We start from the raw sequence: 12,838 nt of genomic DNA, 5'->3' as shown, positions 1-12,838 counted from the left end.
TAATCCTGAGTAGATCTTCACGGGCGGCATGATAACGCGACTGCCGGCACCTGACGCGGATCTGTCGTCGCGGCGTGTCGAGAGCAACGCGGAAACTTAATGTCGAGTAATAGTGATTTTTTCAACTTCCGTTTTTGTTAGTTTGATTCAAGTCAGTTCTTTTTAATAAGTCTGGCGCAATGAAACTATAAAATTAATACGTGCCAAGTTGGCAGGGAGCGATATGGATATCAATTCAGCTACAGGTTTAAGTCAGAGTAATGCAGTTGCCGTTAATAATATGTTGTTCACCGGCCTGGAGGGACGGGCAGAGGCCGATAACAGATTTGTGAGGAACTGCATTTATCTCGCCCAGATCGCGGCGGACAGCCGTTGTGACAGCAGCCTGCAGCCTGCAGAGTGGTTCGATTACTTTGCCGGGGGCCTTTGGTCATGTGGCTGGAACCTGGAAGAGAAGCCGGTGGTGCTAGTCCAGGAGGCGTTTTCCGGAAGTGTGCAGGAGGCGTGGCGGCGGTTGACAGCCCCCTTACTCGCGCGCGGTCAATTAGAGCAGGTTGAAGCTGGGCTGGCAGCGCTGGAAAGAGATACAGCACTGCTGCAAAAGTTTACCGCTCTGAGTGGTAAAACCTTCACTTCGCATATTGTGCCGGTCAGTAAGAATGCCAGCGGCGAGTTGGTGGTGGTGCTCAGCCATGTCCGCTTTTTCAAGTTGGTATTGAGTACCAACTACCTGTTCTGGCAGGTCCATCAACCGATGTCGCAACTGGACATCCGCGCCAGAAGAATGGTGATCAATCGCCGGGACATCGACAAAAACCGGGACGTTGTAGATCAGGCGATTCGCGAGAGCGTGGCCGACCTTGAGGAGGTCGAACTCTGAAAAGCCGCAGTTTCCGACCGGCAGGCATTTTCATGCGCTCGGGCAAAGCAGGCATAATGGCGACCTTTCGCCCACCACAGCGCTGCCCGTCAGCCGGTCATCCCTTGAACGAACGCTCAATGTCCACCGCTCTGCGCCCCTCGGCTTGTCCGGGGTTGCTGCGTATTGTCCAGGCGCTGGACGGCGGCATTTGCCGGATCAAGCTCAATGGCGGCTCGATCACTGCCAATCAGGCCGACGCGGTGGCTGATGCCGCCGAGCGTTTCGCCAGTGGCGCGATCGAGGCGACCAACCGCGCCAATCTGCAGATTCGCGGCATCGGCGAGCAGTCCGCGGCATTGATCGACGGTTTGCTGGCCGCCGGGTTGGGGCCGCAAACCGCAGCGGGCGACGATGTGCGCAACCTTATGCTCAGCCCGAGTGCCGGGATTGATCGGCAGTTGCTATTCGATACCCGGCCTTTGGCCGAACAGATTCTGGCAACATTGCAGACGCATCCGCGCTTTCACCAGTTGAGTGCCAAGTTCGCCGTGCAGCTGGACGGCGGTGAGGCGTTGGCGATGCTCGAGCATCCGCATGATCTGTGGCTGTCGGCGTTCGAACGTGACGGTGAAGTTTTGTTGGCGTTCGGTCTGGCCGGCTGCCCGGCTGATCGTGCGGCCGGTGCCGTGAGCGTGGAAAACAGCCATGCGCTGGTGGTCGCGGTGCTGGAGTTGTTCCTTGATCTGGCACGACCGGAGCAGACGCGCATGCGCCATTTGCTCGATGAACTGCCGCTGCTGGCGTTTCTCGAACAGTTGCGCGAACGCGTGGCGATCAGAGCCGCCGTTGCTCGACAGCGGACGCCGATGGCGGATGCGCTGCATATCGGTGTTCACGCGCAAAACGCTGACGACCGGGTATATGTCGGTGCGGTGCCGGCGCTCGGCCGTCTCGATCCGGCCATGCTGCGGGGCGTGGCCCGGCTGGCTCGCGAGTTCGGTGATGGCAGCCTGCGTTTCACCCCTTGGCAAAGTCTGCTGCTGCCGAATGTGAAGCCCGCCGACGCGGGGCGAGTCCTGCAACACCTGAGTCAATTGCACTGGTTGACCGACACCCGCGAGCCTTTGTCCCGACTGATTGCCTGCACCGGCTCCAGCGGCTGCGGCAAAGGCCTGGCCGATACCAAACACGACGCGCGGCTGCTGGCGACGTTGTTGCCACAGGCGCAGCACGTGCACCTGTCCGGTTGCCCGCGCTCTTGTGCGGCGGCCCATTGCGCCCCGGCGACATTGCTGGCGGTCAGCCCCGGTCATTACGACCTTTATTTTCGCGATGCAGCGCTGCCGGGTTTCGGCACGCTGCACGCACGCAACCTTACTATTGAAGCGGCCGCGATCCTGCTCGACGCCCGCTCACGGAGCCCCCTTGATGCTTGATTACATCCGCGACGGTCAGGAGATCTATCGCAACTCCTTCGCGATCATTCGCAGCGAGGCCAATCTGGCGCGCATCCCGGCCGATCTGGAAAAACTCGCGGTGCGAGTGATCCACGCCTGCGGCATGGTCGAGGCGGTCGATGGTCTGCAATTTTCCGAAGGTGCCGGCAAGGCCGGGCGCGATGCGCTGGCGGCCGGTGCGCCGATCCTGTGCGACGCGCGGATGGTCTCCGAGGGCGTGACCCGCGCCCGTCTGCCAGCCAACAACGAGGTGATCTGCACTTTGCGTGACGACAGCGTGCCGCAGCTGGCCCGTGAGCTGGGCAACACCCGCTCGGCGGCCGCGCTGGAACTGTGGCGTCCGCATCTGGAAGGCAGCGTAGTGGTGATCGGCAACGCGCCGACCGCGCTGTTCTATCTGCTGGAAATGCTCGACGCCGGCGCACCGAAACCGGCTCTGATCCTCGGCTTCCCGGTGGGCTTCGTCGGCGCTGCCGAATCGAAAGCGGCGCTGGCAGCTGACAGTCGCGGCGTACCGTTCGTGATCATGCAAGGCCGGCTCGGCGGCAGCGCCATGGCCGCCGCAGCAGTCAATGCCCTCGCCACGGAGATCGAATGATGCAGGCCAAAGGACGTTTGATCGGCCTCGGTGTGGGCCCCGGTGATCCGGAACTGATTACCGTCAAAGCCCTGCGCCTGCTCCGAGAATCGCCGGTGGTGGCGTACTTCGTCGCCAAGGGCAAGAAAGGCAATGCGTTCGGCATTATCGAAGCGCACCTGCAGGACGCGCAGAATCTGTTGCCGCTGGTGTACCCGGTGACCACCGAAGTGCTGCCGGCACCGCTGTCCTACGAGCAAGTGATCAGCGATTTCTACGATGAAGCCGCCGAGACTGTGGCCGCACATCTGGACGCCGGGCGCGATGTGGCGGTGATCTGTGAAGGCGACCCGTTCTTCTACGGCTCCTACATGTATCTGCATGATCGGTTGTCCACGCGCTACGACGCCGAAGTGGTGCCGGGCGTGTGCTCGATGCTCGGCGGCGCCTCGGTGCTCGGCGCGCCGCTGGTGTATCGCAACCAGAGCCTGTCGGTGCTCTCCGGCGTGCTGCCGCATGAGGATCTGAAGCGCCGTCTGGCCGACGCCGATGCGGCGGTGATCATGAAACTGGGGCGCAACTTTCCCAAGGTCCGTGCGGTACTCGAAGAACTCGGTCTGGCCGAGCGGGCGCTGTACGTCGAACGCGCGACCATGGCCAATCAGAAAATCGTGCCGCTGGATCAGGTCGAGCCGATGTCCTCGCCGTACTTCTCGCTGATCATCGTCCCGGGCGAACGGTGGCAAGGTTGATGACGCCATTCACACCGGCCATTGTCATCCTCGGACAAGGCGCGCTCGCTACCGCACGGCGGATCCAGCAGTTGTATCCGACAGCGCAGATCCACGGCCTCGCCGGACGCGTCGAAGGCGCCGACTGCAGCTATCAGGAATTCGGCGCGACCCTGCGTGAGTTGTATCAGCAAGACACGCCGATCATTGCCCTGTGCGCGGCTGGTATTGTCATTCGCACCCTGGCGCCGTTGCTGCTGGAGAAGGGCGCTGAACCGGCGGTGCTCGCCGTTGCTGAAGACGGCAGCGCCGTGGTGCCGCTGCTCGGTGGCCTCGGCGGAGTGAATGTCATGGCCCGGGAAATCGCTGCCGCATTGCAGGTCGCCGCGGCGATCACCACCAGTGGCGAATTGCGTTTTGGCACCTGCCTGCTCAACCCACCCAGCGGTTATGCGCTGGCGGATCTGGAGCTGGGCAAGCGTTTCGTTTCCGATCTGCTGGCTGGGCACAGCGTGCGTATCGAAGGCGCCGCGCCGTGGCTGGATCAGGCGCAGTTGCCGCAAGACCCGCAGGCGCAGCGCTCGATTCATGTCGGCAGCGCCGAACGTGTCGCGAGCGCCAACGAGTTGCTGATCTATCCCCGCAGTGTGGCGGTGGCCGTGAGCGCGCAGCTAGACGATCAGCCGCATGCCGTGCGCGCCGCGTTGCAGCAGGCCGGGGTTGCGCAGCAGTCGCTGGCCTGTCTGCTGGCGGCTGACACTGAAATGGCCTCGGCCAGACTGCGTGAAGCCGCCCTCGAACTGGGGGTGCCGCTGCGCTTTGTCGCGGCGCAGAAAGACCTCGGCGAGTTGGCTCGTCAGGCACTGCCACAGGCCACGATCAGCAGTGCCAACGGTCTGGCGATTGCCCTCGCCGAGCAACCGCTGGACATCGCGCAGATCGGTCGTCAACGTGGGCGCCTGGCGGTGATCGGCCTTGGCCCCGGCGCTGCCGAGTTGATGGTGCCTGCGGTCAAGGCGGAACTGGCGCGGGCCACCGATGTGCTCGGCTACGAAACCTATGTGCGCATGGCCGGCCCGTTTCGCGATGATCAGGTGCAGCACTGCACCGACAATCGCGAAGAAATGCAGCGCGCCCGCCACGCCTTCCGGCTCGCGGCCGAGGGGCGTTCGGTAATCGTGGTCTCGTCCGGCGACCCCGGCGTGTTCGCCATGGCCGCGGCGGTGCTCGAAGCGTTGCACGAGTCGACCGACCCGAAATGGCACAGCGTCGAGCTGGAAATCCTGCCGGGGGTGTCCGCCTCGCTCGCCACGGCTGCGCAAGCGGGGGCGCCGCTGGGGCATGATTTCTGCGTGATGTCGCTGTCGGACAACCTCAAGCCGTGGTCGATCATTGAAAAACGTCTGGATCTGGCGGCCGAGGCCGATCTGGCGCTGGCCTTCTACAACCCGATTTCCCGGGCACGCCCGTGGCAATTGGGGCGTGCGCTGGAAATCGTCGCGCAGCATCGCAGCGCGGCAACACCGGTGGTGCTGGGGCGCGACATCGGTCGCCCGGGGCAAACCCTGCGCGTGACGACACTGGGGCAACTGACCCCGGATCAGGTGGACATGCGCACCATGGTGCTGGTTGGCTCTTCAACGACTTGCACCTTCCCCAAGGCTGAAGGTGGCGAGTGGGTCTACACGCCGCGCTGGTACGGCGAAAAGCCCCAGTCCTGAGCCGTTGGCGAGGGAGCTTGCTGCCTCGCCAACCGCGATCTCCCGCACAGATTGTTTCCGGATCTGACCGCGTCATATTGTTCAACGCGACCTGTACGATCTGCTCCGCTTCTGTGTGAGAGCTTTCTCTTTGCTTACATTCTGTTCGACTTATCTTGAATACTGATAGACAGACCTGAAATTGCAGCCTTGATAATTTCGCGTTCTGCTCGGGTGCGTTTGATTTATATATTGATTGTAGAAATAACTTGTTGCCGTTACATGCGTTATCAGTTGTTTTTTAGTTGTTGATTTTGACATGTATTGAAAGTTTTGAAGTTTGAGCTCCGATTCGCCAGAAGTTAGTTTGGCCGCTATGCAAGTGCCAGCGGGCACTTTCGTTATTGGTCAGGGCAAAGGAGCAACTTTCATGCAGGACCGAAGAACTCAAGACGCCAGCGGGTTTGTCAAATTCATCAAACTGTTCAAGCAGGCGGATCTGGAACAGGCCATGTCGGCGTACAGGGGCAGTGAATCCTATCAGTCAGTGTGGCGTTATTATTTTGCCTGTATCGGCTTGCTCGATTCTCCACGACTGATCGAGCCTTTGGCACTGCTCAAGCAGTCGATCGGACAGTTGATCGGTTCGCCACATAAATACTCGCAATCCGATAGCCAGCCTGCACAGTTGTCGCGCATCTATTACAGCATCCAGGCTTTCGAGACCCGTGTGCAAAACAGCCTGGCGTACGCGAAGAGCACCCCGACTGCGGTGCCGAAGAATCTGCACTTTGTCTGGCTCGGTGGAGGACTGGGCGCGATACAGCGTGACTATCTCAACCTCTGGAAACAGGTGCTGAGCGGGCAAGGTTACAGCCTCCATCTCTGGTACGACAGCGACGCATTGTTGGCCTGGCAAACCAACAGGCTGATCGTCGAGGCGGCCAAGGCTGACGCCCTGCAACAAGATGGCAGCGACAGTATTTCCAAAGACCAGTTGGGCACGCTGTACGAAGAACGGGCCATCGTCCTTAAACAACAGATGTCCATGCATATCGATGCCGCACTGGAGCGGGGACTTTCAGCTGATGAAGCACGCGTCGATCTGTTGGCCCGTGCCTATGGGCAGGACGCCGCGCAACTGGAGGCGCTGATCGAGCAAAACCGCCGCAGTCTGCTGGACCTCGCAGGAGACGACCTGCAGTTGCGCGACTTGAACGCCCTGGATACTCCGCTGCAATTACAGGATATCTACGAGCGTGAAATCCGGTTGCGCGGCAATCTGGCCGCTGCTTCCGATGTGGTGCGCGCCGAGGTCCTTTACGAAGAGGGCGGCGGATATGCCGATGTCGATAATCTGCCGCCACTGGTCAAGACTCTGGGAGGCGTTGACATCAGCGGGTTTGATCCCCGGTCACGCGTTGGCGTTCTGCAACTGCTGCTCGATCACAATCGGCACTGGATGCCTGCACGCGAGGCGCTGCGCCACCAGTACACTGATTATCTGGCAAGCATTCCCGAGCAACACCGCGCCGCGCTTGAGACGTTTGCCCGACAAAAACCGGCGCTGAATGAAGTGTTCCAGGCGCCGGCCGAGCTGCTCGTCCGCCCACAGGACTTACGGGCAGTTGCTGTGCAGAGCTCGCTGAGCAATTCCTTCCTGATGGCCCATGCCCGATCGCCGATGCTCAAAAGCGTGATCGACCGGTTTCGCTTCAATTATGACTTCATCGACCTGACGGCTCGACTGGCGGCCAAGCGCGGTGTTGCGCTGAGCGATTTTTACGGCATGTCGACGCTTGCGCGTGAGGTGTTCGAGCAAAACTGCGGCTCTATTGCCGCTCTGTCCTCGATCGAACACGCAACGGTGAACGAACTGATTCTGGCGGTCGCCGGATATTTCGAAGACGGTATCCGCCCGCAGAGCGAATGGACAATTTTTCTGACTGGCCCGGCCGCGATGCGCGCTGGCATGCGCGATTACGAACAGCACAACTTCGTCCCGCGCGAAGATGAAACAGTGCGCGTCGAGACTGCCATCGAGCCGCTCTGGATGATCAACGACAAGACCGAGGAGGAGCAGGATCACTCGTGGAAAGACAACGCCAGCGATGATGAACAATGGGTTGTCGACGAACAGCAGCGTTGGCGGCAAGGACAGTTCAGTGCCCGCTACAGCGGTGATGTTGCTGCCCTGCTCAAACAGCAGACTGTGGTGTTCGAAGAGGGTTGGCCGCTCATCGAGGGACGCCCGGTGTTATTGACGGAGGTCTTGCAAGGGATGATCGACCGACTCGGTGCACCGTTTGTGGCGGCGATGAGGCAAGGTCATAACGGTCCGCTGGTTTTTCCCGAAGGGCCGGGTCTGGGGTTCGACGATCGTCAGGCCATCAAGGCCCAACCCGTCACTCTGCAAGCTCCGGCGTCGCTCAGTGATGCGCGGATTCAGGGGCTGGCGCTGGATGAGTTGCTAAGCGGCATTGCCGAGGGTTCGCTGCAGTTCTTCCAGATCAGTCCCTTGCAAAGGGTAGTGTTGGGACAGATGCTCGGCGTACGCTCACTGGATAACTCAAGCTTCACGCAACTTGCCCCCGAGCTCGACAACCTCGCCAACAGCGTTGCCGAGGTAGGAGCATCGGTGCGTTATGCGGCCATTGAACGCCATCTGTATCAGCATCGGGCGCCGCAATTCATGGCCGGTCTCGCCAGCCATGTCGACCAGCCGATGGTCTCGTCGGACAGCGCGCTAACGTTGAAACGAGCTGCGCTGTCGCAGGCGCACACGCTGTTTCAATGGGGCCGTCATGTTGCCCATATCCAGACCATCGCCACCCGCGAACATCGTGAGCAGGTGATCCTGCGGCTGGGTCAGGTACTGGGGCAAATCGAGGCCAGTGACGTCAAACTGGTGCCGCAGGATCTGTTGCTCCAGGGGCCAGGGGATCCCGGTGGCCGTTGTTACCCGCTGGCGCTGATCATGAGCGCTGCTCTGGAGCACGGCGTGGCGGCGTCGCGACGCTTGCGCGAGCGATTCTTCCTGGCCACCGTCGAGCCGCAGCAGCGCGATTCAATTGTATTTCTGGAGGCGCTCGAGGAGTTGCGCGGCGTGCAGTTGCACGATATCGGCAAGCCGCTGGGGCGGGTCGATCTGCAGCAGCTCGGAACCACGCTGGAGGCGTTCGCCAGCTCGCGCACGCTGATGCTCAACTCGGATAACCACGCCATGCTGGTGGCGAAAATCTTCAATGGTGGGCACGCCACCTATCACTTTTATGATCCCAATTTCGGCGTGTTCGAGTTCGGCCAGCCAGACCAGCTCCAACTGGCACTGACCGACCTTTTCCAGAAACAGGGCATGGCGAAATACTATGCGGCCTATGGCGACGACGCGCGCCCGACATTTGATCTGATCGAGCTGCAGGGGCAAAAGATAGCGGCGCTGGATCTGTCCGGCGGTTTGCGCGTCGGGCAATTGCTGGAATCCGACAATGTGCTGCCGGAGCATACACAGCGACCGATCCGTCGGCGCCTGAACAGTGCTCGCGGCCATTCGCTGGTCAGTAATCCGCACCTGGGGCGCAGCCTGCGCGATCTGGACAGTCATTGGTGGGGACAGCAGATTGCCCAGGCGACTGACGCTCTACAGCACTTGCATGCTGCGGCAAAACCGCTGGTGCCGTTGTTCGAAACCCTGGAGATGACGCCTGCCGGCGAGTACCGGATCAACCTGGTCGATCCCACGCAGGCCGAGCATGTGGTGCAGGTGGTGAGCACCGATCATCGTCTGCTGCGCATCAGAAATTATCTGTCGGAGCAGTTTTCGGCACTGGGCACCCGAGCCTCGCCACAGATGGTAGAGGCGGGTGCCGTACACACGCTCAATACCGGCTTCACCATCCAGGCACTGATGAACGTCCTGCGTGGTCGAGAGGGGGATGACCGCACCCTGACCACCGCCGTGCGCTTGCACGCTTACGTCAATTACGCGCAGTTGGTGCACGGCAATGTCACGGATGTCGCTGGCCTGATCAGTCTGGTAAAAACCGCGCTCAATGAAGAGAAGATCATCGCCCGCACCTGTGCGCCGGTGGTTGGCGAGGCGCTGGGACATGTCGCCAACGAAGGCGTGGGCGCGGTGCTGGGGCTGGCCAATGTCGGTTTCGACATCTATCAATTGGCGACGGCAGACAACGAGATCGAGCGCGCGCAATTCGGCACCCAACTGGCCTTCGACTCCGCCAGTCTGGCGTTGACCGCCGGTGGTCTGGGGGCCGCCACGGCGGGCGCGGCAACAGCGGCCGCCGTGCTCGGTGGAGCCGGGGTGATCCTGGGCGGACTGGCCGTGGGTGTGGCGGCCCTGGCCCAGGGCTTCGCCAGGATCGCTGAGCAGGCGCAGGAGGTCGGGCTGTTTTTCGATGAGCTGGAGCGGGCCTGTCGGGGTGTCGGTTATCGCTATGACGACGGACTCGGGGCGTGGGTCGCTCACCCTTCGCTGGTCGTCCAGAGCCTGGACTTCAATCGCACGATGCTGGTGCTCGACAGTCCGAAGGTGTATCGGCTGCGCGACCATTTCGGGGTGCCGGATTTCAATCCGGATGATCAACAAGCGCTCGATCTGCGGCGTGAACTGGGACTTCCCGGCTACATCCACTTCGATCCGCCGAGCACGCAACTGGTCGTCCTGCCGTGCACGCCGACCACGTACTACGGTTACGAATACAAGGCGCTCCCTTTCTCGACGCTGCGTCACGACACCGGCTTCGATACCGCCCGCAAGCTGGAGAAGAAGGATGCGGCTGGCCAGTGGCGGTTTCTGTTTTCGTTCTACTCCTTTCCCGTGCACTACATCATCAACCGTCTCGCACCGTCGTATCGGCCAACCGTGATCGAGGTGCGGCTGGATGCCCACGAGCGTGCGCTGGCGGTGCCAATGATGCCGCAGGTCTGGCACGACAAGGTGTCGTACCGCATCGAAGGTGCGGGCGGCGCCTGTTCACTGATCCTCAATCGCGGGGTCAATCTCCAGTTGCAGTCCCCCAGCCTGCAGCAGTGCCGCTGGAATCTGGTAGCCGCCTGGGCCACCGAGAGGGATGTGCGGATCGACGTCGGCGGGGTTCTTTCGGTGGGTGGCGTGAAGGTGACGTTCGGCGGCAGAGGTCGGCATGAGGTCATGCTCCAGCTGACCGGGCGGCAATCGTTCAAGGTCAACCGCAGCGACGGACGACTGGACATTATCGAGCAGAGCGCGCCAGCCGGGGAGAATGAACAGTCACTCCTCACGCATTACCAGACACTGGTCCGGGAGCATCGGCTGGTGCTGCCTTACACGCCAGTTCATCACTTTCCGATTCCTTTCGAGCCCGAGAGCCAGCCGCGTCACACCACGGCCTGGTACGACGCTGCCGAGGATCGTTTTCTGTACATCCGCAGTGAAGAGGTACTGGCGGCCGATGAAATGCTGCTGGCGGCGGTGGTCGACGATTCTGCGTTTTTCTATGAGGTGCGCAACTACGACATCTGGCAGGTCGATGCCGTCAGCGGTTTGCTCAAGTGCCGCTACCGTCTGCTTGTCATGGAGGGGCAGTGCAGCATTCGGCGTATTGAAGTCGATGCGCAGGGCGTGATTCATATCGAACAGCAATGGCTGGGTACCGATCGGCAAGTCACGCAATTCAACTACCTGATCCATGAGGGCCAACTGCAACTGGTGGCAGTTACCCGAGAGATTGACCGTGAGCTGGGCCAGCGAGTGTTCGCCAACCCGACCTTGACGGATTGGTCGGTAGTGCTTGGTCACTATTTCACGTTATCGCCGGTGCCCGAACGCGCAGGCGTCAGTACCGTCGACTGGCAACCGGCCGCCTACGTGTCGGTCTGCTGGGCGTTCGATCCGGGCAAACGTGACCTGGTCTGGATTCGCAGCCGTGACCTGTTGTGCATTCATCCGTTTGCCTTCGGGCATGACCGCGGCTGGGTCGATTCGATCAAACAGCTTGGTGATCTGCTGCTTCTGCCGGTCAACGAGGAGCACGAGCTGTTTTTCATCTACGACCGGCTGGCGCAAAAGCTGTGCAAGGTGCAACGCAGCGCGTCCGCTGGCAGCGAGCGCTGGCCGGCGCAGTGGACGCATCAATGGCTGCAGCCCGACGGGTTGAATGACGTGGTACCGGTGCAGGACGGGTATCTGGCCCTGACCGACGACGGTCTGTTCTTCAACCTGACCGCAGAAGGTGAAGTGCATCTGGGTGGCTTGAGTGAGCGCTGGCTCAGGGGGCGCGCGCAGTGGTGGCAGGCACTCGAAACGTTGGCGGTGAAGTACCCGGTCAACAGTTTCGCCATTCTGGGTCTGCGCAACGCCGCCGGTGATCGCAGCCTGTGTGCCTGGTATGTGGATAACCGCTTGCTGCTGTGCGATCCGGGGCACGAACGGGAAATGCGCCTGCTCGGGGTCACTCCGGACAACCAGGCGGTCTGGCTGTTCGATGTCGCCAGCGGTGAAATCTGCAGTCAGCGGTTCTTCGACAGCCGGCAACTCGAGCCAGCATTCGGCAGCGGCGCCCAGTTACTGGCGAGCGACATGCTGCCGGCACCGCAGGCCGAGTGGGACGACTGGCGGTTCAGCGCCGTGCGCAATGACGGCTCCGGTCTGTACGGGACATCGGTCAACGGCGTGTCACTCAAGCTGCGATATCAGGAAGCTGAAAGGATCATCGGCGTCGATCATCACTGGGCCAGCGAGCACGCGGAACATTTGCCGGAGTCTCTGCAGGCATTGCTGGAGACCGCCGAGCATGGGCCCTACATCGCCGTGGAGTCTGGCGCGGGCAACCTGCAATGGTACGACGTGGCGAATGCACAACTGATTCGTGTAGCGGGCCAGAACCTGCCAGACGATTGCGAATTGCTCGGCACCCGCCATCGGCATGTGCTGTTGCACGAACTTCAGGCACACCGCGTACACGTCTACCCCGGTCAGCAGAGCATCGGCCCGTTCGAATACATGCGGCGTGACGCCGAGGTGTTGGTGGTCGAGGGCCAGAACAAGGTTGAAGACCTGTTGACACTGATCGCTGATGACGTGAGCTGTCTGGTGTTGCGCCTGGGGCAGGGCGGTGTCACGTATCACCTGTCGAGGGCCTGCTGGTTGCGGCTGGACTCGGTGATTGTCGATTGCCGTCACCCGCTGGGCGAGGTCCCGGCGATTCCCGGCAAGCTGGTCTGGGCGCTGGACGCACCGCAAACACTGCAACTGTCGTTTGTCGACGAGCACTTGCTGATTGTCGACCCGGATCGCCAGCACAGCCTGATCCTGCGGGATGTGTGCTCGGCGGATCCGGCGATGCGCGGTGACGTCTTCCTCGGGTTCGAGGGCGGGCGTTCCTATCCGGTATCGAGCCTGGTGCAGAGGCTACGGGAAATCGTCGAAGTCGATGATGCCGACGGCAGTACAACGCTGGCGCAGTTGCTGGGAGCGGTGCCGGCCTGACGAAAGTCTTCGTTGGGTTTTTTGA

The 12,838-nt window shown here is 61.3% G+C and carries 6 protein-coding genes; all 6 read left to right on the top strand.

Annotation, left to right across the window (positions count from 1 at the left end; all coding sequences use genetic code 11):
* Positions 1-223 precede the first annotated feature (223 nt).
* The 6 genes from M0808_RS12030 to M0808_RS12005 all read left to right on the top strand — a co-directional run bounded on the left by M0808_RS12030 (position 224) and on the right by M0808_RS12005 (position 12,813).
* On the top strand, positions 224-880 hold the full coding sequence (locus M0808_RS12030; RefSeq protein WP_247841227.1) for a hypothetical protein: 657 nt from the start codon (positions 224-226) through the stop codon (positions 878-880).
* 119 nt (positions 881-999) lie between these two features.
* The gene (cobG, locus tag M0808_RS12025) at positions 1,000-2,298 is read left to right on the top strand and encodes a precorrin-3B synthase (RefSeq protein WP_282188270.1); all 1,299 of its coding nucleotides are present in this window, start codon (positions 1,000-1,002) and stop codon (positions 2,296-2,298) included.
* Positions 2,291-2,917 (top strand): precorrin-8X methylmutase, encoded by a 627-nt coding sequence (locus tag M0808_RS12020; RefSeq protein WP_096794809.1) that lies wholly within the window; start codon positions 2,291-2,293, stop codon positions 2,915-2,917. Before cobG ends, M0808_RS12020 begins: the two co-directional genes overlap by 8 nt.
* Positions 2,917-3,648 (top strand): precorrin-2 C(20)-methyltransferase, encoded by a 732-nt coding sequence (locus M0808_RS12015; RefSeq protein WP_247841333.1) that lies wholly within the window; start codon positions 2,917-2,919, stop codon positions 3,646-3,648. Before M0808_RS12020 ends, M0808_RS12015 begins: the two co-directional genes overlap by 1 nt.
* Positions 3,648-5,348, top strand: a complete 1,701-nt coding sequence (gene cobJ / locus M0808_RS12010; RefSeq protein ID WP_247841223.1) for a precorrin-3B C(17)-methyltransferase — start codon at positions 3,648-3,650, stop codon at positions 5,346-5,348. The genes M0808_RS12015 and cobJ overlap by 1 nt, the downstream gene beginning before the upstream one ends.
* Before the next feature lie 409 nt (positions 5,349-5,757).
* Positions 5,758-12,813, top strand: a complete 7,056-nt coding sequence (locus tag M0808_RS12005; RefSeq protein ID WP_247841221.1) for a TcdA/TcdB pore-forming domain-containing protein — start codon at positions 5,758-5,760, stop codon at positions 12,811-12,813.
* Positions 12,814-12,838 lie beyond the last annotated feature (25 nt).

Origin of the sequence: Pseudomonas sp. MWU12-3103b (genome assembly GCF_023100615.1) — a bacterium.
Lineage (GTDB): Bacteria > Pseudomonadota > Gammaproteobacteria > Pseudomonadales > Pseudomonadaceae > Aquipseudomonas > Aquipseudomonas putida_A.
The sequence above is the reverse complement of the archived record's forward strand: the minus strand, read 5'-3'. Positions and strand labels throughout refer to the sequence as shown.

Coding starts and splice junctions, on each gene's coding strand:
- M0808_RS12030 (WP_247841227.1), top strand. CDS start 224: ATGGATATCAATTCAGCTACAGGTTTAAGTCAGAGTAATGCAGTTGCC.
- M0808_RS12020 (WP_096794809.1), top strand. CDS start 2,291: ATGCTTGATTACATCCGCGACGGTCAGGAGATCTATCGCAACTCCTTC.
- cobG (WP_282188270.1), top strand. CDS start 1,000: ATGTCCACCGCTCTGCGCCCCTCGGCTTGTCCGGGGTTGCTGCGTATT.
- cobJ (WP_247841223.1), top strand. CDS start 3,648: ATGACGCCATTCACACCGGCCATTGTCATCCTCGGACAAGGCGCGCTC.
- M0808_RS12015 (WP_247841333.1), top strand. CDS start 2,917: ATGCAGGCCAAAGGACGTTTGATCGGCCTCGGTGTGGGCCCCGGTGAT.
- M0808_RS12005 (WP_247841221.1), top strand. CDS start 5,758: ATGCAGGACCGAAGAACTCAAGACGCCAGCGGGTTTGTCAAATTCATC.